This is a genomic window from Ruegeria sp. H7 (assembly GCF_056532945.1).
In genome coordinates this window covers 84,160-110,660 of sequence record NZ_JBQFNZ010000010.1, presented here as the reverse complement: position 1 = coordinate 110,660, position 26,501 = coordinate 84,160, and the positions used below count along the sequence as shown (strand labels likewise).

Annotated in this window: 24 protein-coding genes; 20 read left to right on the top strand and 4 right to left on the bottom strand. The window is 56.6% G+C overall.

Annotation, left to right across the window (positions count from 1 at the left end; genetic code table 11):
* The first annotated feature begins 302 nt into the window (after window positions 1-302).
* Genes ACR0AC_RS18810 through ACR0AC_RS18790 form a run of 5 tightly spaced genes read left to right on the top strand, consistent with a single transcriptional unit; the run spans window position 303 to window position 4,376 of the window.
* Complete coding sequence (locus tag ACR0AC_RS18810; RefSeq protein ID WP_152460778.1) at window positions 303-854, top strand: c-type cytochrome; 552 nt, start codon at window positions 303-305, stop codon at window positions 852-854.
* 9 nt (window positions 855-863) lie between these two features.
* Complete coding sequence (locus ACR0AC_RS18805) at window positions 864-1,763, top strand: c-type cytochrome (protein ID WP_152460777.1); 900 nt, start codon at window positions 864-866, stop codon at window positions 1,761-1,763.
* 39 nt (window positions 1,764-1,802) lie between these two features.
* Complete coding sequence (locus ACR0AC_RS18800; RefSeq protein WP_480875348.1) at window positions 1,803-3,173, top strand: multicopper oxidase family protein; 1,371 nt, start codon at window positions 1,803-1,805, stop codon at window positions 3,171-3,173.
* Complete coding sequence (locus ACR0AC_RS18795; RefSeq protein ID WP_152460775.1) at window positions 3,173-3,646, top strand: c-type cytochrome; 474 nt, start codon at window positions 3,173-3,175, stop codon at window positions 3,644-3,646. Before ACR0AC_RS18800 ends, ACR0AC_RS18795 begins: the two co-directional genes overlap by 1 nt.
* A 1-nt stretch (window position 3,647) precedes the next feature.
* Window positions 3,648-4,376 carry a DsbA family protein gene (locus ACR0AC_RS18790; protein ID WP_437181726.1) on the top strand — a complete coding sequence of 243 codons (729 nt, stop codon included), beginning with the start codon at window positions 3,648-3,650 and terminating at the stop codon, window positions 4,374-4,376.
* 37 nt (window positions 4,377-4,413) lie between these two features.
* Here the strand turns inward: ACR0AC_RS18790 and ACR0AC_RS18785 are convergent, their stop codons facing one another.
* Window positions 4,414-4,611: a heavy-metal-associated domain-containing protein gene (locus ACR0AC_RS18785; protein WP_152460774.1), complete on the bottom strand. Its 198-nt coding sequence runs from the start codon at window positions 4,609-4,611 to the stop codon at window positions 4,414-4,416.
* Window positions 4,612-4,784: 173 nt separating this feature from the next.
* On the opposite strand from ACR0AC_RS18785, the gene ACR0AC_RS18780 reads away from it, so the two are divergent.
* The 6 genes from ACR0AC_RS18780 (at window position 4,785) to ACR0AC_RS18755 (ending at window position 15,243) form a co-directional block, all read left to right on the top strand.
* Window positions 4,785-7,295 carry a heavy metal translocating P-type ATPase gene (locus ACR0AC_RS18780; RefSeq protein ID WP_152460773.1) on the top strand — a complete coding sequence of 837 codons (2,511 nt, stop codon included), beginning with the start codon at window positions 4,785-4,787 and terminating at the stop codon, window positions 7,293-7,295.
* Between the two features lie 15 nt (window positions 7,296-7,310).
* Entirely contained in the window at window positions 7,311-7,697 is a 387-nt protein-coding gene (cueR, locus tag ACR0AC_RS18775) for a Cu(I)-responsive transcriptional regulator (RefSeq protein ID WP_152460772.1), read from the top strand.
* Window positions 7,698-8,314: 617 nt separating this feature from the next.
* On the top strand, window positions 8,315-10,510 hold the full coding sequence (locus ACR0AC_RS18770) for an efflux RND transporter periplasmic adaptor subunit (RefSeq protein WP_152460771.1): 2,196 nt from the start codon (window positions 8,315-8,317) through the stop codon (window positions 10,508-10,510).
* The gene (locus ACR0AC_RS18765; protein ID WP_170602099.1) at window positions 10,507-13,686 is read left to right on the top strand and encodes an efflux RND transporter permease subunit; all 3,180 of its coding nucleotides are present in this window, start codon (window positions 10,507-10,509) and stop codon (window positions 13,684-13,686) included. Before ACR0AC_RS18770 ends, ACR0AC_RS18765 begins: the two co-directional genes overlap by 4 nt.
* Window positions 13,687-13,715: 29 nt before the next feature.
* Window positions 13,716-14,057: a copper-binding protein gene (locus tag ACR0AC_RS18760; protein WP_170417920.1), complete on the top strand. Its 342-nt coding sequence runs from the start codon at window positions 13,716-13,718 to the stop codon at window positions 14,055-14,057.
* A 565-nt stretch (window positions 14,058-14,622) separates the two neighbouring features.
* Entirely contained in the window at window positions 14,623-15,243 is a 621-nt protein-coding gene (locus ACR0AC_RS18755) for a class I SAM-dependent methyltransferase (protein ID WP_170417923.1), read from the top strand.
* A 73-nt stretch (window positions 15,244-15,316) separates the two neighbouring features.
* Here ACR0AC_RS18755 and ACR0AC_RS18750 read toward each other — a convergent pair whose 3' ends face one another.
* The gene (locus ACR0AC_RS18750) at window positions 15,317-16,714 is read right to left on the bottom strand and encodes an ATP-binding protein (RefSeq protein ID WP_050605707.1); all 1,398 of its coding nucleotides are present in this window, start codon (window positions 16,712-16,714) and stop codon (window positions 15,317-15,319) included.
* On the bottom strand, window positions 16,711-17,436 hold the full coding sequence (locus ACR0AC_RS18745) for a response regulator (protein WP_170417925.1): 726 nt from the start codon (window positions 17,434-17,436) through the stop codon (window positions 16,711-16,713). The genes ACR0AC_RS18750 and ACR0AC_RS18745 overlap by 4 nt, the downstream gene beginning before the upstream one ends.
* Before the next feature lie 172 nt (window positions 17,437-17,608).
* Between ACR0AC_RS18745 and ACR0AC_RS18740 the strand changes: the two genes are divergently transcribed.
* The 9 genes from ACR0AC_RS18740 to petA all read left to right on the top strand — a co-directional run bounded on the left by ACR0AC_RS18740 (window position 17,609) and on the right by petA (window position 25,987).
* Complete coding sequence (locus tag ACR0AC_RS18740) at window positions 17,609-18,124, top strand: EF-hand domain-containing protein (RefSeq protein WP_170417928.1); 516 nt, start codon at window positions 17,609-17,611, stop codon at window positions 18,122-18,124.
* Between the two features lie 251 nt (window positions 18,125-18,375).
* The gene (locus tag ACR0AC_RS18735) at window positions 18,376-19,098 is read left to right on the top strand and encodes a TVP38/TMEM64 family protein (protein ID WP_331252139.1); all 723 of its coding nucleotides are present in this window, start codon (window positions 18,376-18,378) and stop codon (window positions 19,096-19,098) included.
* Window positions 19,095-19,463, top strand: a complete 369-nt coding sequence (locus tag ACR0AC_RS18730) for a hypothetical protein (RefSeq protein WP_157054266.1) — start codon at window positions 19,095-19,097, stop codon at window positions 19,461-19,463. The genes ACR0AC_RS18735 and ACR0AC_RS18730 overlap by 4 nt, the downstream gene beginning before the upstream one ends.
* Window positions 19,464-19,547: 84 nt before the next feature.
* Window positions 19,548-19,907, top strand: a complete 360-nt coding sequence (locus ACR0AC_RS18725; protein ID WP_152460765.1) for a hypothetical protein — start codon at window positions 19,548-19,550, stop codon at window positions 19,905-19,907.
* Window positions 19,908-20,039: 132 nt separating this feature from the next.
* Entirely contained in the window at window positions 20,040-21,089 is a 1,050-nt protein-coding gene (locus ACR0AC_RS18720; RefSeq protein WP_170417931.1) for a YncE family protein, read from the top strand.
* A gap of 132 nt (window positions 21,090-21,221) precedes the next feature.
* Window positions 21,222-23,507 carry a copper-transporting P-type ATPase gene (locus ACR0AC_RS18715; RefSeq protein ID WP_170602128.1) on the top strand — a complete coding sequence of 762 codons (2,286 nt, stop codon included), beginning with the start codon at window positions 21,222-21,224 and terminating at the stop codon, window positions 23,505-23,507.
* 14 nt (window positions 23,508-23,521) lie between these two features.
* Window positions 23,522-24,838 carry an APC family permease gene (locus ACR0AC_RS18710; RefSeq protein WP_170602131.1) on the top strand — a complete coding sequence of 439 codons (1,317 nt, stop codon included), beginning with the start codon at window positions 23,522-23,524 and terminating at the stop codon, window positions 24,836-24,838.
* Window positions 24,835-25,113, top strand: coding sequence for a DUF2933 domain-containing protein (locus ACR0AC_RS18705; protein WP_170417934.1), 279 nt, complete (start codon window positions 24,835-24,837; stop codon window positions 25,111-25,113). Before ACR0AC_RS18710 ends, ACR0AC_RS18705 begins: the two co-directional genes overlap by 4 nt.
* A gap of 325 nt (window positions 25,114-25,438) precedes the next feature.
* On the top strand, window positions 25,439-25,987 hold the full coding sequence (gene petA, locus ACR0AC_RS18700; RefSeq protein WP_050605700.1) for a ubiquinol-cytochrome c reductase iron-sulfur subunit: 549 nt from the start codon (window positions 25,439-25,441) through the stop codon (window positions 25,985-25,987).
* A 48-nt stretch (window positions 25,988-26,035) separates the two neighbouring features.
* Here petA and ACR0AC_RS18695 read toward each other — a convergent pair whose 3' ends face one another.
* Window positions 26,036-26,494: a diheme cytochrome c gene (locus ACR0AC_RS18695; protein ID WP_152460761.1), complete on the bottom strand. Its 459-nt coding sequence runs from the start codon at window positions 26,492-26,494 to the stop codon at window positions 26,036-26,038.
* Between the last annotated feature and the right edge of the window lie 7 nt (window positions 26,495-26,501).

The following is a 26,501-nucleotide window of genomic DNA, read 5'->3' as shown; positions in this document are numbered from 1 at the left end:
TGCACATGGCAGTGGTTCACAGCACGTGATTGACCAATCGGACTCTGCGGACGTTGAGCATGTCAAGCAGGGTCATCCCGGACATTGTCATGGCGGAACGATTTGCAACGCTGTTGGTCTATTTTCGATGGGTCCACCACCGCCTGGCCCCCAAGATACTGAACAAAGATACTCGATCCCTCGAGCCCAATACCGGGTTCTCGGTATCGCGGCGTTTGACCCACCGCCGCCGCGTGTCCTGATCTGACCAGTCGAATTGCGCTCAACCTGGGCGCGTCGAAGCAGACGACAAGGACAAAACAATGAACATTCTAAAAATGACCACAGGCGTTGCCCTGGTTTCTCTGTTCGCAGCCGCCGCCCTGGCGCATGGTGGCGCAACCGGCATCGTCAAAGAACGCATGGATGGTATGTCCGCGATGAAGGACAGCATGAAGATCCTTACGCCGATGATGCAGGGGAAAACGCCCTACAATGCGCAAACGGTACGAAGCGAGGCCAAGAAAATCGGGCGTCACGCTGGCGAGAGCATGACAAAGCTGTTTCCAGAGGGATCTGATGGCAAACCCTCGGAGGCCAAATCGGAGATCTGGCAGGATTGGGGTTCATTTGCAGAGTTAGCCAGACAGTTGGAAACCTACTCTGAAGGCCTTGCGCTTGCGGCGGACAACGGGTTGATGATGTCCGGGTCGGGCCATGGTTCGGGCATGATGGGCGGCGCATCCATGATGGGTGCCGGAATGATGGGCGGCAGTTCAAACCAGGCACAACTTTCTGAAATGCCGGCAGATGGTGTGTTCATGATGCTGAGCCAGACATGCTCGGCATGTCACACGCAATTTCGGTCGGAATAGGAATGCGTCATGAGACCGATATTCCGATTGGGCCTTGCTGCCGCCGTAACGGCGTCAGCGGGACTTGTTGCCGTGATGGCTTGGCCAATTGGCCAGCCCTTACAAGCTCTCGACATTCAGGGTGACGTTAACCGCGGGGCTTATCTGGCAAGGGCAAGTGGCTGTATCGCTTGCCACACAGATTTTGCCAAAGGGGGCGCGCCCTTGGCCGGTGGGGTGGAGTTGGATACCCCGTTCGGCACGCTCTTTTCGCCGAACCTGACCACAGATCCTGACCACGGGATCGGTGACTGGACAATCGAGGAGTTTGCTCGCGCTGTGCGTCAAGGCGTGTCACCCGGCGGACAACCCTACTACCCGGCCTTTCCTTATCCGTTCTATGCCAATTTCACGGATCAGGATATCGCCGATCTCTGGGCCGCCTGGCAAACGGTTGCACCGGTAGCGGAACCGTCAAAAGAGCAGGAAATGGCGTTCCCCTTCAATCAGAGATGGGGCCTGAAGCTGTGGCGCGCGGCTTTTCTGGAACCACCCCGCACTGATCCCGTGCCGGGCAATGACGAAGTGTGGAACCGGGGTCGGCTACTGGTCGAAGGTGCCACGCATTGTGCGGCCTGCCACACCGGGAGGAACCTGGCTGGCGCAAGAAATTCGGACACGGAACACTTCAAAGGAAGTGACTCTCTGCCGGGCGGTGACAAGGCACCGGCTATCGACTTTGAGACCCTGCAAATGCGTGGTTGGACGGTTGATGATCTGGCTTACGCCTTGCGCACCGGCGTCATGCCTGATGGCGATGTCTTCGGCGGGGCCATGGGAGAGGTTGTAAACTATGGCACCAGTTTTCTGACAGACGATGACCGGAAGGCAATGGCGACCTATCTGCTGGATGTGCACGAGGGGGGATAATCCAGTGAGAGATCAAGTATTCTTTGGAAGGAAGTCTTCATGAAGCTTAATCGCAGGCAATTCGTTGCAGGCACGTCGGCACTAATCGCAATGCCGACTATCAGGAGGGCGGCGACCGCCCCCCGAATAATCGAGGCGCGTTCAGGATTGGCACGTGTTGCCCCCGACAGCTATCCTGAAACTGAGATATGGGGATATGATGGCGGTGTTCCGGGCCCCGAAATTCGTGCCCGGCAGGGCGAAACGGTTCGCCGGACGCTCCTGAACTCACTGCCTCAGCCTACGGCAATCCATTGGCATGGACTGCGGGTTCCAAACAATATGGACGGGGTGCCGGGTCTTACACAGGAGGCTGTACCAACAAGCGGCGAATTTCAGTATGACTTGCCTCTGAAGGATGCAGGAACCTTCTGGTACCACTCTCATAACCAGTCAACGGAACAAGTGGCCAGGGGCCTTTACGGCGCGTTCATCGTCGACGAAACGGACCCGCCGGACACGGATCATGACCTTACGATCCTGCTGGATGACTGGAGGTTGGGTCAGGACGCCCAAATCGTCGATGATTTCGGCGCGATGCATGACTGGACGCATGCAGGCCGAATGGGAAACTACGTTCACGCAAACATATCGCCCATGACAGAAGTTCTGACAAACCAGCGTTTGCGACTTCGAATGGTCAACGTGGCAACTGATCGGATCATGTATGTCTCAGTAGGTGGCGCAAACGGGAAACTGGTCGCTTATGATGGCATGCCGGTAGCGCAGCCAGAGGATTTTGAAACCCTTGTTTTCGGGCCTGCACAGCGAGCAGACTTAATTGTTGATGTAACAGCGGAATCGAACGAAGCCGTTCAAATAACTCTTCACGAACGCGATGAATCGTTTGTCATCGCTGAGATCCCGGTTTCGGGAAGCGGCACATCTGCTAACCGCGGTGTGATCGCAGCCCTGCCACCCAACCCTGCTTCTTTTCTCGAAGATGTTTCTGACGCTTTGACAGTTCCATTGGTGATGGAAGGCGGGGCGATGGGCGGACTGCGTCAAGGCACTTTTAACGGCCAAGTCATGAGCGCCAATGAATTGGTTCAGGAAGGGCAGATCTGGACATTCAACGGTGTCGCCGGGTTACCTGAAAACCCGCTTGCTGCCGTTACGCGTGGCGACATAGTCCGGATTCAGATGCAGAACGACACCGTCTTTCCGCACGCTATGCACTTGCACGGGACGCACTTCCAGGAAGTTCTGCCGAACGGCAGCCTGGGGCCGCTGCGGGACACAATCCTGGTTGACCGGATAGAAACGCGGGAGATTGCGTTCGTTGCGGATAATCCGGGGGACTGGCTGTTTCATTGCCACATGCTGTCGCATCAGGCCGCTGGTATGAAGACCTGGCTGAGCGTGGCGTGATGAATAAGAGCGCGGCGAAATGGGTGTCACTGGCTGCTGTGGTGATCATTGTCGCGGTCGCTGGCTGGGGCCTGGGTGGGCGTGCGCAGAACAGTTCATCGGCGGATTCGGCACGTGGTGCAGTTTTGTACGCCGAAAACTGCGCGTCATGCCACGGGGCAGATTTGGAGGGTCAGCCGGATTGGCAAACACCCGGTGCAGATGGCGTACTACTGGCACCCCCGCATGACCGAACAGGGCACACTTGGCATCACAGCGACAAGTTGTTGTTCGATTATACAAAGCTTGGCGGGGACCAAACGCTAAAACAGATGGGTGTCGCTGACGTCAAAAGCGGCATGCCGGGTTTCGGTGACACTCTGTCGGATCAGGAAATCTGGGACATCCTCGCCTTCATCAAGGGAAGTTGGCCGGATCGGGAACGCAAGCTGCAAATGCAGCGCACCGAGGCAGAACAAACGGAAGGAAACTGATGTGAAACGAATACTTGCCGGCTTAATCGCCATCGCCATGTCGATTGGCGTTCCTATGGCACGCGCCGAAGAGCTGTCTGACTCCGATGTGAAACGGCTGGCTCTGGAAGCCATTTTGGAAAACCCTGAGATTATCATGCAGGCGATTCAACTGCTTCAACAGCGCGAGAATCAGGCAAAAGCCGAAGCCATTGGAAACGTCCTGGAAAATCAGCGTGAATTGCTGGAACAGGATCCGAATGCGCCTGTCATCGGAAACCCGGAAGGCGATGTAACCGTGGTCGAGTTTTTTGACTATAACTGCCCATATTGCAAACGCGCTGCCCCGGTCGTGAAAAACGTAATCGCAGGCGATTCCGATGTACGAGTTGTTTATCGAGAATGGCCCATACTCGGAGAAGGTTCCGACTTCGCGGCACGCGCCGCGCTTGCCTCACGTAATCAGGGAAAATATGAAGAATTTCATTGGGCACTTATGGCTCTGAACGGTCGTGCCACTGAGGCCAGTGTCCTGAAAGTTGTTCGGGAACTTGGCCTGGACGAGGATCAATTGCGCGCAGACATGGAGGCGCCGGAAGTCGACGCGCATATTCAGGTGTCCATGGAATTGGCCCGACAGCTTGGCTTTAGTGGCACCCCCTCGTTTGTGATTGGAGATGCGCTTGCCCCGGGGCTGATCGCCGAAGATGAAATGACCCGGCTAATCGAGGCAGTCAGAGACGCAAGATAAAACCAAGGCGGCGACAGAATGTGCGCCCCTAAGTTTCTCATGCGACCGTGGCTTCGTATCCCTCGGACTTCAGAGCAGCAAGGATATGATCAAGTGGATTGGCGCTTAAGACACGTACCCTGCGGTTTTCCATGTCAAAGTCCAACTGTGCGGAGGAATCCACCGTGGCAACGGCTTTTTCGATAGCTGACTTGCAGTGCCCGCAGCTCATGTCCGGGATATTTAGGGTCGTCATAGATGTTTGCTCCTGTTTTCCGTTGTCCCGGCTAAAGTATTCCAGCACAGGAAGGTCAAGTCGTGAAAATTGGATCGCCAAAATTAGTGGAAAAGAAAGTCAACCCCATCCCTTGACCTTCCACTTGCTGGAACCCTTATGTTGCCCGTCAGCAGAACATTTGTGGTGACAATATGACTGAAATTTCACATGCACGGTTTCAAGTTCAGGGTATGAGCTGTGCTTCTTGCGTAGGGCGCGTCGAGCGCGCGTTGAAAGATGTGCCAGGGGTAGATGCCGCTTCGGTTAATCTCGCCAGCGAAAGCGTTCAGGTCGATTTCCATGATCCAGCCGATAAAGCGGCCATTGCTGATGCGTTAAACAGCGCCGGATATCCGGCACGGACGGAAGAGGTAACGCTGGATATTCAGAACATGTCCTGCGCATCGTGCGTGGGGCGCGTTGAACGGGCATTGCAAGCAGATGATGGCGTCTTGTCCGCGTCGGTCAATCTGGCAACCGAAAGTGCAACTGTACGTTATGCTGAGGGAGTCACAACACCCGAAGCCATCGCGGCGCTTGCGGCAACTGCTGGCTATCCGGCGAGTCTGCGATCCGCGACGCAGACCGAACCACAAGACCGCAAAGCCAAAGAGATTCGCCAATTGGCCCGGCGAACAAGCTTTGCCGCCTTGCTCGCTTTGCCGGTCTTTATCCTTGAAATGGGCTCGCATGTAATTCCGGGCATGCACCACCTGATAGCGAGCACGATCGGCATCCAGAACAGCTATTACCTGCAATTCCTTCTGACCACGATCGTTCTTTTTGGCCCTGGTTTGCAGTTCTACACCAAGGGATTCCCTTCCTTGTTCAAAGGCGCGCCGGACATGAACTCTCTGGTGGCCCTGGGCACTTCGGCGGCCTATGGGTTCTCGCTTGTTTCCACCTTTGCGCCGGGTGTTCTTCCCGCCGGCACCGCAAACGTCTACTACGAGGCCGCAGCGGTGATCGTGGTTCTCATATTGCTGGGGCGGTTCCTCGAGGCGCGCGCCAAGGGGCGAACTGGTGAAGCGATCCGAAAATTGGTCGGTCTGCAGGCAAAAACAGCGCGAGTTGAGCGCGACGGATCGGTTGTCGAGCTACCGATCGAGCAGATCGATGTAGGGGATATTGTGCACGTTCGACCGGGCGAAAAAATCGCGGTGGATGGTGCCGTAGTGACCGGCGCGTCATATGTCGATGAAAGCATGATCACCGGCGAGCCGGTTCCTGCCGAAAAGACCGAGGGCGCAACTGTGGTCGGCGGAACAGTCAATGGCGCGGGCGCATTGACGTACCGGGCTGAAAAGATCGGCGCAGACACTATGTTGGCCCAGATCATTCAAATGGTCGAACAAGCCCAAGGGGCCAAGCTTCCGATTCAAGGCCTGGTCGATCGCATCACGCTGTGGTTCGTGCCGGTAGTGATCGCTGTGGCCGTTGTGACTGTGCTGGTTTGGATGTTGTTCGGACCCGATCCCGCGCTCAGCCTGGCGTTGGTAGCCGGGGTTGCGGTACTGATCATTGCTTGCCCCTGCGCCATGGGGTTGGCCACACCCACCTCAATCATGGTCGGCACCGGCCGCGCGGCCGAGATGGGTGTCCTTTTCCGAAAGGGCGACGCCTTGCAAATGCTGCAGGAAACCACTGTTGTTGCGGTAGACAAGACAGGGACCTTGACCGAAGGGCGCCCGGAGCTGACCGACCTTATTGTGGCCGAAGGATTGGCCGAGGATGAGGTTCTGCGCCTTGTGGCTGCCGTTGAGGTCACATCCGAACATCCGATCGCCACGGCCATCGTGCGCGCGGCTGAAACCCGTGGTCTGGAGCTTTCGAAGCCAGAAGACTTCACGTCGCTCACCGGTTACGGGGTAAGCGCTTCAGTCGAAGGCCATACAATCTTGATCGGGGCCGACCGCCTGATGAGTCGCGAAGGGGTTGAAATGGGCGCGCTGTCTGATCGGGGCGCTGAACTGGCAATCAACGGAAAGACTCCACTTTATGCTGCCGTAGACGGGGTTATCGCGGCCGTAATCGCTGTGGCGGACCCAATCAAGACCACCACGCCAGACGCAATTGAAGCTTTGCACGGACTGGGGCTGAAAGTAGCGATGATTACCGGCGACAATACCGCTACAGCCAAATCCATCGCGGCGCAGCTTGGCATCGATCATGTCGTGGCCGAGGTTCTGCCCGAGGGTAAAGTATCCGCGTTGCAAGATCTGCGCTCAAATGGCGGAAAACTGGCCTTTGTGGGTGATGGCATCAATGATGCCCCCGCTCTGGCGGCGGCTGACGTAGGAATAGCGATCGGGACAGGCACTGACATCGCCATCGAGGCGGCTGACGTCGTTCTGATGTCAGGCGACCTGACAGGCGTGGTCAACGCCTTCGATATTAGTCAGCGCACCATGCGCAACATCCGCCAAAACCTGTTCTGGGCATTCAGCTATAACACGCTGCTCATACCGGTTGCAGCGGGGGTGCTCTATCCGTTTGGCGGCCCGTTGCTGTCGCCGGTTCTGGCTGCAGGTGCCATGGCTCTGTCCAGTGTATTTGTACTGACCAACGCGCTGCGGTTGCGCTGGGTTAAGCCGATCAAAGTTGGGCGAGAACAGATCTCGCAGAACACCGAGCAGACGCTGCGTTCAGCGCCTGCTGAATAGAATAGGAGAACCGCTGTGAATATCGGAGATGTAGCAGAACGTTCGGGTTTGCCTGCCAAAACCATCCGCTATTACGAGGATATCGGATTCATCAAACCCAGGCGCAGCCTGAATGGGTATCGTCATTTCGATGAAAAGGAATTGCACAAACTGGCCTTCATCGGGCGGGCCCGTTCCTTGGGCTTTACCATTGAGGATTGCCGTTCACTACTGGCGTTGTACGAGGACAAAGAACGCGCAAGCGCGGACGTGAAGGATATCGCCAAACAGAACCTAAAAGAGATAGATGCCAAGATCGCGGACCTGAAGGCCATGCATGCTACACTGTCTCATCTGATCGACGAATGTGCTGGCGACCACCGCCCTGACTGCCCGATCCTGAAGAACCTCGGCCAAACTTAGATGCGCTCATCGTATGAACTGCCTCCAATTTTGGCAGTTTGTTACGTGTATTCGCGGGAATCAGCTTCATTTCGATGCAGCGCACCAACTCACCTGTTTTTTTCTCCGACTGGCTTGAACACACGTTACGTTCGTCCTAACTGCACGGGATGGAGTGGAAGTTTTTCTCAGTGTTGCGAATGACGTTTCTGACATGCGTCTGCTTGGCGATGACATTCGTCGGCACTGTTGTGGTCGCGAGCACTGACGTCAAAAACAGTAGCACCTCTGAGCCTCACGGCGTTTCAATGGCTGCAAAGTCATCAGACTTCAAACACGACCATAGCGGTTTGCATCCGACGACTGGCCAAATCCACACGGATAGCCACGTAAATCACAGCGGAGAATGTCATTCCGGCATCTGCTGCGTTGGTGAGTATCCAACCCAAGTGAGTGTTGCTGTGTTGGCTACAGCTTTTGGGCAGCAAAACCGAAACATGGATTCGGACACCCGCCTGTCTCAGGAGCCCCTGACGCCCGATCGCCCTCCACAAATCTCCTAACATCCACAGGCCCGCAAGCGCGGGTTTTCATGTTGTTTCGGTTCGAGCGTGCACTGCGACCGTCAGGAGATTATTATGCGTGGAAGATATGCGGCACTATCAGTACTTGCCTTGGCGTTTGGCCTGGGTGGAGGTGTCATTCTTGAAAGACTGTACCTGAATCCAATTGATCAGGGCCAGTCGAACGAACCAGAGGTCCTTTATTGGGTAGCTCCGATGGATCCGAATTTTCGGCAGCCTGGACCTGGAAAATCGCCGATGGGTATGGACTTGATCCCGGTTTATTCTGGGCAGGAACCTACCGGCGACCCTGAAGAAGTCACCCTGAGCGCTGCAGAAATCAACGCAATTGGCGTGCGAACCGCGGTTGCACGCATGACGGATATCGAGCCTCGTATCGAGACGGTGGGTTTCGTCGGCTTTGACGAGCACCTGACCAATCACGTTCATACACGCGTTGAAGGTTGGATTGAGCAACTGAAAGTTCGCGCGGTCGGTGATCGCGTTGAGAAGGGGCAAGTTCTATTCGAACTCTTTTCACCGCTGATCGCAGCTGCAACCGGCGATCTTGTACGCGCAGTCGAAGCTGGTGACCCGCGTATTTTGGACGCGGCGCGCAACAAGTTGATCAGCCACGGTATGTCCGCACGTCAGGTTGCAGAGATCGAGGCGGGCGGTGAGTTGGTTCGAAATGTGGAAATTGAGGCGCCTCAAAACGGTGTTGTCATAGCGCTGAACGCCGCCGATGGAATGTACCTGCAGCCAGGCACGCTTGCGTTTTCGGTCACCGATCTTTCCGAAGTATGGCTGATCGTCGATGTTTTCGAACGAGATATTGCACGTTTGTCGGAAGACATGCGCGCAATAGCAAGGTTCGAGCACCTACCCGGTCGCACCTTCGAAGGCGAAATCGACTATGTTTACCCTGAGCTTGATCCGCAAACCCGAACTCTTCCCGTCAGACTGAGTTTCGATAACACCGACGGCGTGCTGCGGCCGGGCATGTTTGGCAGTGTTAGCCTTATACCGGATGAAAGCCGGAATGTTCTCACTGTTCCATCAGAGGCGCTAATTCGTACTGGTTCGGCGGAACGCGTCATCTTGAAAACAGGCGATGGTACCTTTCGCCCGAGACTGGTGACTACAGGTCTTCGAGACAGTTTCGGCGAGGGGGGACGAACAGAAGTTCTACAAGGGCTTGAACCCGGCGAGGAAGTTGTCGCATCCGCACAGTTTCTAATCGACAGTGAAAGTGCTTTGAGCGCCGGCTTCACGCGTATGACACCAACGGACACCGAACCAGCACGCGGGGCAGGTACCCTGGTTTCACTCGATGCCCAAAATCGTATGGCTACTGTTCGTCACGACGTTCTCGAAAGCCTTGATTGGCCCGCAATGACTTCGCAGTTTCCGGTGAGGTCTGGTGTTTCGCTCGACCGTTTGAATGCTGGCGACGCGGTTGCTTTCGTGATCGCGCGGGGTGCGGATGGGCTTCTGAGCCTGATGGAGCTTGCACCAGACGATGGTATTGCCGGAACTGGAGCCGGAATCGCGCGCGCCGTCACTTCAGACGGCAAATTGACGCTTGAGCACGGACCGATCCCCGAGCTCGGTTGGCCCGCCATGACAATGGATTTGCCTGTTGTGGGAGTAGATCTCACTACCGTGCCAATCGACATGCCAATTGAGTTTGATCTGGCAGAGGGAGAAGGGGGGATGTTCTCGATTGTGGCAGTTCGCGAACAGGGCTCGCCGCCGACGGATTCAGTTGAACCCGAAGAAACCATCACGCCTTCTGCTCCACCGATTGTAGTCACCGGCACGATCAACCTCGTTAATGCTGAGGCAGGAACTGCAACCATCACTCACGGGCTGATGACTGAGATTGGGATGCCGGGCATGACAATGGATTTCCCAATAGAGCCAACATTGGACCCAAACATGCTCGAAGTCGGTTCTGAAATGACTCTGACTTTCGCGCGTGCAGATGGCATGACAATGATCTTGGCCGCGGCAACGCCTATTGCGCCGCCGCTTCAGGTTTCTGGCCGGATTAACAGTATCGACCCGAACGCGCGTACTGCGAACGTAACACACGGTCCGATGACTGAGATCGGCATGCCGGGCATGACCATGGATTTCCCGGTTGCGGAGGGGATTGAGGTTTCTAACTTGCCTGTAGGGATTGATGTTTCTTTGATCCTTCGCCGCAATCCCGACTTTTCGATGACGCTGTTAGAGGTCGCGCTTGATGGGAGTGTTACGCAGTGATCACGGCCATCATTCGTTCTTCGCTCGCCAACAGGTTCGTCATCTTGGCCCTCGCATTCATGATAGGAGTTGCGGGTATTTGGGCCATTCGTGAGACGCCGGTTGATGCAATCCCAGATCTTTCGGATGTCCAGGTAATTGTTCGCACGCCATATCCCGGGCAAGCGCCTCAAGTTGTCGAAAACCAAATCACATATCCACTTGCGACAGCCCTATTGGCCGTACCCGGTGCAAAAGACGTTCGCGGGTTCTCGTTCTTTGGAGACAGCTTTGTATATGTCGTCTTTGAGGACGGGACGGACCTCTACTGGGCTCGGTCGCGTGTGCTCGAATATTTGGGCCAGATTACCGGCAGCTTGCCTGAAGGCGTGTCACCACAACTTGGCCCAGATGCGACTGGGGTCGGGTGGATTTATCAGTATGCGCTGGTTGACAGAACCGGAAATCATGATCTGGCTCAGCTCAGGACTCTGCAGGATTGGTTTCTGAAATACGAATTACAAGCCGTGGAAGGCGTCTCAGAAGTCGCCACCATCGGCGGAATGGTCAAACAGTACCAGGTCGTCGTCGACCCAAACAAACTACGTGCCTATGACATAACACTTGCACAATTGAGGACGGCTATTCAGGCGGCCAACCGCGAGACGGGCGGCAGCGTCATTGAGATGGGTGAAGCCGAATTCATGGTCAGGTCATCGGGCTACATCGATGAATTGTCAGACCTTGCAAGCGCGCCATTGATGGTCAACGAGCGCGGCGCCGCTCTGACGCTTGGAGACGTCGCTGAAATCCGCCTGGGGCCTGAAATGCGCCGTGGTGTCGGAGAGCTCGACGGGCAAGGAGACGCGGTTGGCGGAGTGGTCATCCTGCGATGGGGTGGGAACGCGTTGGCGACGATCAAAGCGGTGGAAGCGCGCATAGAAGAGTTGCGCTCAAACCTGCCGGAAGGGGTCGAAATCATAACGACCTACGACCGATCTGGTGTGATCGAGCGCGCTATCGATAACCTCCAGAAGAAACTGACGCAGGAATTCATCGTCGTTGTTCTTGTGTGCGCGGCTTTTCTACTTCATCTGCGGTCATCCCTCGTGATTCTTCTGTCGCTCCCGCTGGGAATCTTTGCCGCATTTATTCTGATGAAGGCGCAAGGAGTAAACGCAAACATCATGTCGCTCGGCGGCATAGCCATCGCTATTGGTGCGATGGTCGACGCATCGATTGTGATGATCGAGGCGATGCACAGGCGGTTGGAAAAGGAAAAGCTCACAGCAGAGAACAGATGGCGGATTGTGCAAGAGTGCGCTTCTGAGGTGGGACCAGCCCTGTTTTATTCTCTGGCGATCATCACGGTTAGTTTTCTGCCTGTCTTCGTTTTGGAAAATCAGGAAGGTAGGCTCTTCTCGCCACTCGCTTATACCAAGACCTACGCCATGGCTGCAGCCGCCATCCTTTCGATAACGCTGGTCCCGGTTTTAATGGGTTACTTTGTAAGGGGGCGTATTCTACCTGAGCGAAAAAATCCGCTAAATCGTTTGGTCGTGTTCGTGTACCGCCCATTTCTGGACGCGGCAATTGCCTGGCCATGGGCAACAACACTTTTGGCTGGCGTTTTGGTGACGTCCATGTGGTACCCGTACCAGAGAATTGGCTCTGAATTCATGCCCGAGTTGAACGAAGGTGATTTTCTCTACATGCCGAGCTTCTACCCCGGGATCTCGACGGGAAAAGCCCGTGAGGTACTGCAGCAGACCAACCGCCTGATCGCGACCGTGCCAGAAGTCGAAACTGTTCACGGTAAAGTTGGGCGTGCGGAGACTGCAACCGATCCAGCACCTCTAACGATGGTGGAGACCACAATCCAACTCAAGCCGGAAGAAGAATGGCGCCCCGGCATGACAATGGAGAAAATCCGGAATGAGCTCGATCGTATCGTTCAGGTTCCGGGCGTTACAAATGTTTGGATCCAACCTATCAAGAACCGCATCGATATGCTTGCGACAGGTATCCGTACTCCTGTCGGTGTCAAAATATCCGGCACCGACTTGGAGGTCATTACAGATATAGGGATCGAAGTAGAGCGTGCGGTCGCTGATATTGATGGAACGGCTTCCGCCTACGCAGAGCGACCTGTTGGCGGGCGTTTCATCGAAATCGACGTCAAACGAGATGCCGCCTCCCGATACATGATGAGTGTTCGAGAAGTTCAGGACGTAGTGCAGACCGCAATTGGCGGTATGCAAGTGTCGGAATCTGTGGAGGGGCTGGAGAGGTTTCCTATAAACCTTCGGTACCCTCAGGCATGGCGAGACAGCCCGGAACGGCTCGAAAATCTTCCTGTCGTCACGCCGTCGGGTGCTCATGTGCCACTGTCCGCTCTCGCCGATATTCGAATAGTTGACGGGCCGGGAATGATACGATCAGAGAACGCTCGACGAACTGGGTTCGTGTTCATCGACATCGCGGGGCGCGACCTGGGCGGCTATGTGGCCGAAGCACAAGAGGTGGTTACAGAAAAGGTCGACCTGCCTCCAGGTTACTCGCTGACTTGGTCAGGGCAGTATGAGTACATAGAGAGAATGCAGGACAGGTTGACGATCGTTGCTCCTGCAACCCTGCTAATTATCACGCTCATGCTTTTCTTGGCGTTCAATCGGGTGATTGAGGTCGGGATAATTCTTGCGGCGCTCCCGGTCGCATTGGCAGGTGGGGTTTGGTTCTTATGGTATCTTAACTTCGATATCTCAATTGCTGTGCTCGTGGGCTTCATCGCGCTGGCGGGAGTTGCCGTGGAAACAGCGATTGTCATGTTGTTGTACCTCAATCTTGCTTGGGAGAAACGTCGAGGGCTGGCGCAATCGGAACAGCGAAAGCTGACACGTGACGATATCGAAGACGCGGTGTTCGAAGGAGCCGTTCTTCGGGTTCGGCCGAAGGTAATGACTGTAGCCACGATCTTTGCAGCACTGATACCCATCATGTACGGCACCGGTACAGGCTCTGAAATCATGCAGCGGATCGCTGCGCCGATGATTGGGGGCATGGTGACAGCGACCCTTCTTACGCTTTTTGTCATTCCCGCAATATTCGTGATTTGGAAACGGCTCGCGCTCAATCGCGTGAACCGAGAGATCTCCCACACGATCCAGGAAGTGCCCCCTGCGCTTCCGGCAGAATAATACCCACAACCTTGAAACAGGAGCATCTGATGAAAACTTTGACTGCAATTTTGGCCCTATTGGCCGTGTCTACAACATCCGGCATCGCGCAAACGAACCACGGCATGGACCATTCCAACATGCCCATGTCTTCCGAACAGATGGAAGGTGCGGTCCACGCAAAGGCTTTGGTGAACTCAATTGGCGACGAAACCGCTAACGTCAGCCATGATCCGATCCCCGAGATCGGGTGGCCCGCGATGACGATGGATTTGCAGCTTCTTGAGAATGCCCAGATGATGGGTGAGATCAGCGCAGGTGACGAAGTCACACTGATGTTGGTCAAAAGCGATGATGGTATGTATGCGATCGGCGCGATCATGAAAAACTGAGTCTGTTGATGCGGCAGCTATTCACCAATGATGTGATTGTTCGCCGTTTCAACGACTGTAGGAAATTCTATGAACTAAGAGAAATGGAGTAGGAGCCACTCAAGAACCAAATCGTATTTCAACGATCTGTGGCTCTGCTCATAAGTTATCAGTCCATTGTCGGTTAAAGGCGCTTTAAGCAATTCGTTGACTGATTGAAGCTCCAAAGCTCAGAAAATCTTCCGGCTATACTGATTGAACAGAGCAATCCAGGCAAGCAGTACACAAACTGCCAACGCTTCGGTATCTCCGGCCCGCGCCACTGCAGTTAAACTGCGCAAAATTCTGGAGCTACTTGCGCAGCCCAGTGGAAATCTGACCGACAAGCAAATCCCACCTAAAACATTTCACAATTGGAATGTGTGTACTACATTGTCGCCGAGATGACTTCACGCGGCCATTCAACGGACCAGCGTCGAATTGTCTGGGGCGTTGCCTTGTTGGTTTTTGCTTCAGTCGAAAACGCAGCGCGGAGCGGTCAAAATGAGGATATCTCCAGGGCGACGACTTGGGAAAACGATACGACATGACAGCTAACACAAGAGAGCACTGGGACGATGTCTATGGCGAGAAGTTTGACACCCAATTGAGTTGGCACGAGGATGATCCAGAGATATCGCTTGAACTCATCGAGTTGATCAGAGTGTCTAAGCCTTCATCCGTCATCGACATTGGTGGAGGTACATCTCGTCTTGCTGGAGCGTTGCTTGCGAAGGGGCTCCATGACGTGACAGTTCTCGATCTATCGCAGGTCGCGTTGGACACGGCCCGGGAAAGGTTGGGGCGCGCCGCTGAAACAGTCACTTGGATTTCTGCAGATATAACTTCTTGGGTCCCCGATCGCAGATATGACGTCTGGCATGATAGGGCGGTTTTTCACTTTCTCGTGGATACATCGCAACGCGCGGCCTATCTGGAAAGCGTGAAGAAAGGGGTAAAAATTGGCGGCCATGTGATCATTGCTACGTTTGCACTTGATGGGCCGGAGACTTGCAGTGGTCTCCCTGTCGCCCGCTATAGTCCGAGCGATATCGCCGTGCTTTTTGAGGAACACTTTGAACTCGTCGCGCATCGCCATCACCTGCACCAAACCTCTTGGGGGGAAAGTCAGTCTTTCCAGTTCAGTGTTCTCCGCCGCTGCGTTTGAGCCCACACCTGAAACTGGCCCAAAGCGGTACGCTTCCAATAAGCTTTCGGGGCATGCCGATTGTGTTCACAAGTTACGTTTGGCCCTCAAAAACTGGCAGAACCACCTTAGCGCACAAACCGCCAGTTTCCCCGTTTAGCAATTCTATCGTGCCACCGTGCGACTGGATGATCGTACGTGCGATCGACAGCCCCAAGCCGGTTCCGCCAGTCTCTCGCGAGCGGGATGTTTCAAGCCGCACGAATGGGTCGAATACCGCATCGAGCATATGCTCGGGGATGCCGGGCCCCTGATCCTGGATCAATATTTTTGCCTCATTCCCCTCTTGCATGACTGAGACGTTGGCCCGGGCACCATACCGGCAGGCGTTTTCAATGATATTGCGCAGAGCTCGCTTCATCAGCATCGGCCGAAGCGTGACGGCCGGATTGTCTGCGACCGATACTTCAACCGTGTCACCGGCTTGCACAATGTCTTCGGTCGTTTTGGTTACGAATTCACCAATTGGGACGGTACTGGAAGGTTCGCGCGTGGCCACGCCCTTGGCAAATGACAGGGTGGAGTCCACCATCTCCTGCATTTCCTCGATGGTCTCGATCAGATGGTCACGGGTCTCCTCTTCCTCCACCAGTTCGGCGCGAACCCGCAATCCCGTCAGTGGCGACCGCAAATCGTGACCCAGCGCCCCCAATAGTCTGGTCCGATCGGCAACATAGCGAGTCAGCCTATCACGCATATGGTTGAACGCCTGCGTCAAATCTCGCACCTCGGTCGGACCAGAAACCGTCAGTTCCTGGACGTCTTCACCGCGACCAAACTGGTCTGCAGCCAGTGACAGGCGGCGCAACGGGCCGGTCAGCCGTGTCAGTAGAAACCAAATGGCTGCTCCAAGAATTAAAGTTGCAGTGAAACCGAAGCTGACGAAGGACTGCAAAGGCCATTGCAGAGGAGGGTTATGGAACCGGGTATCCACGTTGAGCCATTGATCGGTCGTCAGAGCGATCGACAGCTGCATTTCAATTGCGGAAACGTGATCACGCATCATTGCCATGTGCATTTCAGCCATTGTAGACGGAACACCTTCAACCGGCAGCATATCGGGAGAGAACTCATGCAACTCTACCCGGATGGGACGGTTTTCATAGCCTGGCAGAATTCTGCGGATTGTGTTTTCGACCGTCCCACCAGCGCTATGTCCGGTGTGATCGACTGCGGGCGTATCTGTAAGGCTGAAACGCACCAGTGGAGAACTTGCCGCCCGCAGGATCGCGTCGTGCATCTCGGGTGGAGCTTCTTCAATCAGCCGCGCGATGTTTGCGGCGCGTCCGGCGGTTTCCAGGCCAAGGGCCATGTGCACTGCCATTGAGCGTTCGTCGACGAACAGCCACAGGCTGACCAGTTGCGCGGCAGCCAGCGCGGCGATGATCAAAAGGATAAGCTGACCGCGCAGACTTTGGGCAAAGGCTTTCATCCCGTAAGCTCGCTCACGTCGGTCGACAGGCAATAACCGCCACCTCTTATCGTGGTGATGAGCTTCGGCCGCGTTGGGTCAGCTTCGATCTTGCGACGCAAGCGGCTGACCTGGTTGTCGATCGTACGGTCGAACAAGTGCGGGCTGCGGCCGGCGGTCAAATCCAGCAGTTCGTCTCGCGACAGGAGTTTGCGGGGCCGCTGCAGGAATACGGCCAGCAGCCGGACATCGGCGGTGGTCAGACTTTCTTCGGCCCCTTCGGCGGATATCAAGGTGCGACTGTCGGCATCCAGAACCCAGCTTCCAAAGGCGATCCGTTTGCCGCTCAGATCGCCAGCCGGGGGGACGGTGGTTTCGGAACGCCGCAGGATCGCCTTGATCCGGGCCAGCAATTCACGTGGGTTGAATGGTTTGGGCAGGTAGTCATCGGCGCCGATCTCTAAACCCACGATACGGTCGGTGTCATCGCTGAGGGCTGTCAGCATCAGGATCGGCGGGCCACCGGCCGCGGACAGGCGGCGACAGACCGACAATCCGTTTTCGCCCGGCATCATGATGTCGAGTACGATAAGATCAATCCGACCGGCCGCCAGTCGTGCGTCCATCTCGGTTGCGTCGCGCGCGGTACTGGCGCGCAACCCATTCTTTTCCAGATAGCGGCTGACAGCATCACGGATTTCGCGGTGGTCGTCGACAATCAAGATATGTGGTGCTTCAGTCATGGCGCAATCATAAGCCCCGGCGCGGTACAAATCCCGGCTTTTTTGTATCCCTTTGTATCAGTTGGGCGGGCTGCGACACAACGATACAAACCGGGTTGAGCAGGGGGGTGGTGGCGCGACCGAGGGCGGCCATATGCTTTGTGTAGAAACAAAAACCCGAGAGGTGAAAGTCATGAAACGTACCTTCACGCTGGCCGCTGGAGCCATTGCCGCGACTTTGATGGCGCTGCCCGCGCTTGCCGCCGGTCAGCATGGCAGCAGCGCGCAGATGCAGGGCCATGAGGGCGGCATGATGCAGGGTGCGCCCGGCGGCATGATGGGCGATCACGCAGGCATGATGCAAATGATGGTGAAAATGCATGGCCAGATGATGGGCGGCAACTGGCTGGCGGTTCTGGACATGGACGAGGACGGTCGCCCGAGCGAATCTGAGATCGCCGAAGGTCTGAAGGCCCGGATGCAGGCGCATGACGTCAATGGAGATGGCAACCTGTCGATTGATGAGTTCGAAGCGCTGCATTCCGGGATGATCCGCGAAACCATGGTGGACCGATTTCAGCATCTTGATGCCAATGGCGATGGCGTTGTGACCACAGGGGAAATCGAGAAAGGCGCAAAGACGATGTCGCCGAAACACGGCATGAAGGCCTCGAAACCTGTGACAAAGGCTTCTGAAACCAACAACTGAAACGCAACCGTGTAGCCGGGTCATCGCACTCGGCACAAACCACTGAGGAACAAAGCGATGATGGGCTATGGCGCTGGAATGGGGTTTGGAATGATCTGGATGTTGCTGATCGCAGTGTTGATCGTTCTGGCGATCGTAGCGCTGATCAAATACATCGCTAAGTGACCTCGGAATCCGTCACTCCCGTTTAGGGGTGGAGGGCTATGTCATAGGAGGAACGAAAGCTGGAGGGCCTGCACAGCAATAGCCGTTTGGTTTTCATCGCGGTTTTGATCGCGTTGCTGATCGCCACCATCTGGTTGTGGCTGTCTGGCGCGTTGGACGCAGGACTATCGCGCGAAGTCATTACTGCGTGGGTGGATTGGGCCGGCCCGTTCGGACCCGTTGTCATCATCGGCTTCATGACAGCCGCAGTGGTTGCCAGCCCAATCCCCAGCGCTCCGATCGCTGTCGCTGCCGGGGTGGCATATGGGCATGGGCTGGGAACCGCATTGGTTGCTATCGGAGCGGAGTTGGGGGCGCTGCTGGCGTTCCTGATAGCCCGTTGGTTGGGGCGCGACGCGCTGCGCCAGTGGTTCGGCGACAAGCTGGACTTGGGGTTGCTTGGATCGCAGAATGCCCTGATGTTGACCGTGTTCACCAGCCGCCTGATGCCTTTCGTTTCTTTCGACATGGTCAGCTATGCCGCCGGTCTGACCCGACTTCAATTTTGGCGGTTCGCACTGGCCACCTTGGCTGGACTCCTGCCGGCCAGTTTCGTTCTGGCCCATCTGGGCAGCCAGATTACCGAAACCGCGACAGGCGGCACCAGCCTTGCGGTTATCGGGCTTGGGCTGTTGACGGGGGCGCCACTTATCTGGTTGGCTTGGAAACGCAAGATGCCTGTTGGCTCTTCAGACCACGAATTGAGCCAGATCAATGCGACCGGTCCAAGCGGCCCTAAACTGTTGGAGAATGGAGGAAACCCTAAGTGATCCGCGCACAATGGATATCAACTGCGACACGGACGGCCCGAGCCATGGGCCGGCTGCAGGTCCTGTTGATCTGTGCGTTGGTGGTTTCGATGCTGATCTCTGTTGTGCCGTCCCATGCCGGGCATGACATCGCGAAGGCCGCCACCCAGGCCGAGCTTGTGATCGATGACAGCGGTGGGTATCCCGCGTCTCATCCATCAGAAGAATTAGACTGCTCAGTGCACCCGGGCTGCTATGCGATGGCAGTTATGGCGGCACCTGAATTGCTCTCGATGCGTATTGCTACGCCCGTGGCGCCAGAACGGTTCCGGCCACGCGCAAGCCTGCCGGTCGCACCACTACCACATCCGCCAAACCTGTCCTGAACGTGACCGGCAATGGCTCCGGAATCGCTCCGGGGTCTTGCCCAAGCCGTTGATTGCGGCCCAACTCAGTTCAGGACACTTACCATGCTTACCATTCTGTACTTTTTCGTCACGGGCGTGGTGCTATTCGCACTGTTGCGCCTGACCTGTGGCCCCTGTGTGATGGGGACACAAGAACATCATCCCGGTGTTCCGGTGACAACCCTTGGCTGGGCGCTCAGCCTGTTTCTGGCCGCAACCTACCTGCTGTGCGTGGCCTTTGACCTGATCTTTCCAAGTTTTGCCATGTACCGGGCTTGGATCGGCCTGATGCCCGGAATGACTTGGCTCAGCCTGCCCTCATTCCTGTTGGGACTGTTATGGGCGTTTCTCTACGGCTGGTACGCCGCGTTGCTGTTCGGCGGACTGTTCAATGTCTTTGCGGCTCGCACAAAACTCAACTGATTGAAAGGACAAAGCCATGAAGGCCATCGCTCTGACCCTGCTTTTGACGCCCTTCCTGATGGCCGTCATCTACCGGATTTTTCTGCACGTGCCCGCCAATGCGCGCGTTTCAGTTGACGAAAGGAAACCTAAATGACCCTGTTCAATCTGGCCGCAGGCCTGTCCGTCGCAGCTTTGACTGCGCCTTCGCTCACGCTGGCGGCAACCGTGTTCATTCCCGAAGGCAGCGCGGACTCGGTTCTGGTGATCGACTCCGAAACCGGCAAGACCGTCGAGCGGCTGCCGAGGCTCGTGGCGGTCCATGGGCTGGCCGGCGCGCCCGGCTTTAAGTACCTGGTCGCGGGCAGCTACGCAGAAACCGAGGCCACAACGCCACCAAAACCCGAAGGTATGTCCAAGGATGAACACGCTGCGCACCACGCCAAGCGCGATGTCACTGCGTTGCCCAAAGACAAGGGGCGGAGCCTGCTGACGATCCTTGATGCGGAAACACGCGAGGTCGTCCGCCAGATCGAGGTTCCAGGTGCGGTGCATCACACTGCGGTGTCGCCCGACGGGCGGTTCGCGGTGGCGACCCATCCGGGCGGTGACGGTATTTCGATCGTCGATCTCGATAAGCTCAGCTTCCTTGGTTTCGTAGCAACCGGGCCAATGCCCAACTATGCGGTATTCGCGCCTGACGGCGACAGGGTCTATGTCACCAATACCGGCAATGGTACACTTAGCGAAGTGGATGTCGTCAAAGGCTTCGTCGTACGCAACATGCCCGTCGGCGAAGGCCCTGAGCATCTTGTACTTAACGCCACCGGCAGCGCCGCCTTCGTAGCCGACAGTGATGGTGGCAAGGCCTTCCGCGTAGATCTTGCCAGCGGTTCTGTCACCGAAACCTATGACATTGGAGGCGAGTTGCACGGGATCGGCCTGTCCGACCGCGAGGGCGTACTGTTCGTGGCCGCCAAAGGCACCGACCGGTTGTTGTCGATTGATCTTGCTACGGGCAAACAGCGCTCGACCAACCTGTCACCGGCACCTTATCACCTGACGACCATACCGAACTCAGGCAAAGTGATGGTATCAAGCCGAACCGAACCGAAGGTCTGGATCGTCGATCAAGTCAGCCTGACGGCTATTACCGAAATGCCGATACTGGGTGAGGGCCACCAGATGGTTGTTCTGCCCTGAAGGACTGTGCCCGGCATTGCGTAATTAAACGGCTCTACGACCAAAGCTTAAACCAGGGAGCAGAACATGACAGAAGACCACGACATCAGAATCCACGCGAACGGCCCGACCGAGGTCGCTTACGTCTGCCCCATGCATTCTGACGTGCGTCAATCTGGGCCCGGCGACTGTCCCAAATGCGGGATGCACCTTGTGCCCGAGGGCGAGGTGGATGCGCATGCGCATCACCACCATTCCGCGCATCATGGCGCGACGGACGAGAACGGTGAATATGACATCGTTCCGACAGGCTATGACGGACCCGTATATACCTGCCCGATGCATCCGCAGGTGCGGCAAACCCATCCCGGGTCCTGTCCACTCTGCGGCATGGGGTTGGAGCTGGAAAGCGCGGCGATGGTGGACGAGGGGCCGAACCCGGAACTGGTGGATTTCACTCGGCGCCTATGGGTAGGTGCGATTCTGACGCTTCCACTTTTGGTTTTCACGATGGGCCCCTACGTTGGGCTGTCTGGTGTGCGAGAGATTTTTGGTGAGCGAACAACCCTATGGATTGAACTGATACTTGGCACTCCGGTTGTTCTTTGGTGCGGTTGGCCATTTCTGGAACGAGGGTGGAATTCGTTTCGCACCATGAACCTGAACATGTTCTCGTTGATTGCCATGGGGGTTTCGGCCGCGTGGCTGTTCAGCGTTGTCGCCGTATTGATGCCCCACATATTTCCGGACGGTTTTCGAGATTCAGAAGGCCATGTTGGGGTCTATTTCGAAGCGGCCGCAGTTATCGTTACACTTGTTCTGCTCGGGCAGGTGATGGAACTGCGGGCACGCGAAGGCACAGGAAAGGCAATCCGCGCTTTGCTGGACATGGCCGCAAAGACCGCCCGCATTATCCGCCCTGACAGCAGTGAAGAGGAAATTCCGCTTGAAGAAGTACAGGTAGGTGACCGCCTTCGCGTACGCCCCGGCGACAAGGTGCCAGTAGACGGCATTGTACTCGAAGGGCGCTCATCTGTTGACGAAAGCATGATCTCTGGCGAACCGGTTCCGGTCGAAAAGGTACAAGGCGAGCCGGTCACAGGGGCCACAATCAACGGCACCGGTAGCCTTGTGATCGAAGCAACCCGAGTGGGCTCTGACACAATGCTGTCCCAGATTGTCGAAATGGTGGCCAACGCGCAACGCTCGCGCGCACCAATTCAGAAATACGCTGACAAAGTGGCGGGCTGGTTTGTACCGGCGGTCATAAGTATAGCTGCGCTGGCCTTTATTGCATGGGCAATTTGGGGACCGGCTCCGGCGCTCTCCTACGCCTTGATCGCAGCGGTGTCGGTACTGATCATAGCTTGCCCGTGCGCGCTTGGCCTGGCCACTCCGATGTCGATCATGACGGCCACGGGGCGCGGGGCGCAGGCCGGAGTGCTGATCAAAAATGCCGAAGCGCTGGAGCGGTTCGAGAAGATCGATACTTTGATCGTCGACAAAACTGGCACGCTGACCATGGGCAAGCCAAAGCTTGTGGCTGTATTACCCGAACCTGGCCATGACGAGGTCGAGGTGCTGCGGCTGGCCGCAACGCTGGAGAAGGGCTCGGAGCACCCGTTAGCTGAGGCAATCGTCACAGGAGCCGAGGAACGTGGCGTAGCCCTGTCCGACGCCAGTGACTTCGAGGCGGTGACTGGTAAAGGCGTGAAAGGCACGGTGGATGGCCGCCCCGTCGCGCTCGGCAATCTGAAACTGGTCACCGATCTCGGACTCGAGGCGGCCGAACTGACGGCCAAGGCCAATGCGCGTCGGGATGACGGCGAAACGGTGATGTTCGTGATGCTTGATGGTTCAGTGGCGGGGTTGGTCTGCGTCGCCGACCCGGTCAAGGAAACAACACCAGCCGCACTCAAGGCGCTGCACGAACTGGGTTTCCGGATCATCATGGCGACTGGCGACAACGAACGCACTGCAAAGGCGGTGGCCGAACGTCTGGGTATCGATGAGATTCGAGCCGACGTACTGCCCGAGGACAAGGCCCGCATAATTCGCGAACTGCAGGAGAAAGGCGCAAAGGTCGCCATGGCGGGTGACGGAGTGAACGACGCACCCGCGTTAGCGCAGTCCGATGTGGGCATCGCCATGGGGACCGGTGCCGACGTGGCGATCGAAAGTGCAGGCTTCACGCTGGTCAACGGAAGCCTTGATGGCATCGTGCGCGCCCGTAGGCTGGCCCGCGCTACCATGCGCAATATCCGGCAAAACCTATTCTTTGCCCTGATCTACAACGCCTCGGGCGTTCCGGTGGCGGCGGGTCTTCTGTTCCCGCTTTTCGGCATCCTGATCAGCCCTATGTTCGCCGCCTTCGCCATGAGCGCTTCGTCGATTTCAGTGGTGTTGAATGCGCTACGCCTGAGGGGGGCGAAGGTTTGAGCGCGCACAAGCATATGACGCACGAGGGCGTAGGCAACTTGAAATCAGGTTCGATATCGCTGACGGGTGCGGTCGCTATGGGCACCGGTGTCATGATCGGTGCGGGGATATTTGCTCTGACAGGCCAGATCGCTGGGCTCGCTGGGCCATGGTTTCCGCTGTCTTTCGTAGTCGGAGCCGTCGTGACGGTTTTCAGCGCCTACACCTATATTGCCATGTCCAACGCCTGGCCGTCTTCGGGCGGGATCGCGATGATCCTGACAAAAGCATATGGACCGGGTGCTGTAGCGGCCGCGGCTTCATTGTTGATGGCGCTGTCGATGGTGATCAACGAAAGCCTCGTGGCACGCACATTCGCAACCTACGCGCTCCGCCCATTCAACATCGAAGATGGGCCGTTGGTGCCGATGGTCGCGGTTTCGCTGATCGTCTTCGCCTACGCGGTCAACCGGTCGGGGAACCGCTCGGTGGGGTTGTGGTCCATTGTCATGTCTGTGCTCAAGATCGGTGGGATCGCAGTGTTTGGCGTTGCCGCGCTGTGGGCTGCGGGCGGCGACTGGCAGGCGCAAGGCACCGCCCCCGCCGGGCCGCTGGGTTTCATCGCGTCCGTGGCTCTTTCGATCCTTGCGTTCAAGGGATTTACCACAATCACTAATAGCGGTGCCGAGATCGTCGACCCACACCGCAATGTCGGGCGCACCATCATGATCTCGATCGCGATCTGCGCAGTGATCTATCTGTTGGTCGCCTTCGCCGTGGGTGCCAGCCTGCCACCCGACCAGATCCGTGCCGCACAGGACTATGCCTTGGCAGAAGCCGCCCGACCAGTCTTGGGGCAGGGTGGTTTCTACCTGACCGTTGCGCTGGCGATGGTTGCCACCGCCTCAGGACTGATTGCCAGTGTGTTCGCCGTATCACGGATGCTGGCAATGCTGACCGACATGAAAATGATCCCGCACAGCCATTTCGGCATGACGGGCAGCATCCAGTCTCACACGCTGATCTACACGGTCGTGATTGCGGGTCTGCTCGCGGTGTTGTTCGACCTGTCGCGCATCGCCTCGCTTGGTGCTTTCTTTTATCTGGTGATGGATATGGCCGTGCATTGGGGCGTTTGGCACCGGCTGCGCAGTCAGATCAACGCTCGGGGTTGGGTCTTGTTAACTGCCCTGGCGCTGGACTGCGTAGTCCTGACCGCGTTCACAATACTCAAGCTGCGCTCCGACCCGATGATCGTGGTATATGCCGTTGCTGGCATCGGCTTGGTCTTCGCCTACGAGCGCATCTTTCTCAAACAATGGATCATCGAAAAGGAGACAAATCAGCTATGACCCAATCAAATTTCGACGAAACCCGCGCCACACAGGAGACGACCGAAAGGGTCAGCTCTGACGTAACGGCCGAAGCGCCCAAAACCGAAGATCAGACGGCCAACGGTGCCAAGCGTAATTGGCTCCCGGTTGTCATTGCGATCGCGTTGGGCGCCGCTGTTCTGGGCTGGGAATACCGCGAGACACTCTATCCTTTGCTCAGTTCTCCGTTGCTGTTCTTGCTGGTCTGCGTGGGCATGCATTTCTTAATGCATCGCGGCCACGGCAAACACTGAGAACGGCGCCCTGTATGGCTGGCGGCTTTGCGGCAAGAACACTGCGCAACAAGGAGCAGCAACGGCCAACTGATCAGAACAAATTTGTAACCCAATAAGGAAGGGAAATTGCCATGTTAGCAAATCCAATTCGGAGAGCAGCAACTGAACTGCACCTGACGGCCGGTGCACTAACTGTAAAGGCATTGCACGGTGACACCGACGAAGATCACTCTGATGAATAGGGAATGGGGCATCGCGGTGAAGAAGAGGACCAAGGCGACTGATCCACCTCGTCCGAGTCCTATAATTCGATGAACCCGTCCTGACGCACAGGAGGAACAATATGTCTGAATTTTCTGAAAGACAGGCACCTTCAGAGCCTGAAACTCGGCGCGATTTCTTATACTTCGTCACCGGCGGTGCCGCCATCGTGGCCACGGGCGCGGCGGTCTGGCCACTTGTTAACAGCATGAACCCCAGTGCAGACATCTCCGCCCAAGCCGTTGTCGACATAGATCTTGAAGGTGTCGGACCAGGAACGAGGATCACTGTTAAATGGAAAGGCAAGCCGATCTTTATCGACCACCGGACTAAAGAGCGGATCGCGCTGGCGATAGCAGAAGACGATGCACCAATGATCGACCCGCAACCTGACGCCGAGCGCGTACAGCGACCGGAATGGCTGGTAGTTATTGGCGTTTGCACCCATCTGGGATGCATACCACTCGGGCAGGGCGGCAGCGAACCCACCGGAGACTGGGACGGTTGGTTCTGTCCGTGTCACGGTTCACATTACGACACGTCGGGCAGAATTCGGAAAGGCCCGGCGCCCCGCAACCTCGATCTGCCCCCCTACGAGTTCGTCACCGACACGCGGGTCAAAATTGGGTGACGGCGCGGTTAACTCTGTCCAAAGGCAAATGCCCGCCAAGCTCGTTTGTCAGTCCTCGAATATCCCTCGATCAGCGCCGCGATGACATGCGGCGCAGTTCGACATGGAACCTGCTTTCTGGAGTTTTCGGGACGAGACCTCGCCGTCATGTTCCGAGCGGAACCAGGGCATTTCGGAAATCCGCAGAGGCGTATCCTCTGGCGCAATCCGGTAGAGGAGGCTGGACGAACGCCCTCCGACGTCGGCGGCATTCTGGGTCAGGTAAGCCTCGATCTCTGTGCGAGTTGCGTCGTCCAGCATGGCGTTTTCGCCAAAATGGTCATCAAGCGTGGTCATGATCTTTGTCCACGACCGGCTGGGCAGGAATCCTGCCGGATAGGCCATGTGGCATTCGCTGCATTCGGCCTTGGTTGCGGCGTGAGTTACGGGCCGCATAAACTCACCTTCGCTGGCAAGAACCGGCGCCGAAATCAGAGCTATTGCAGCTACAGCAAGAATTCGTTTCATGGTGGTG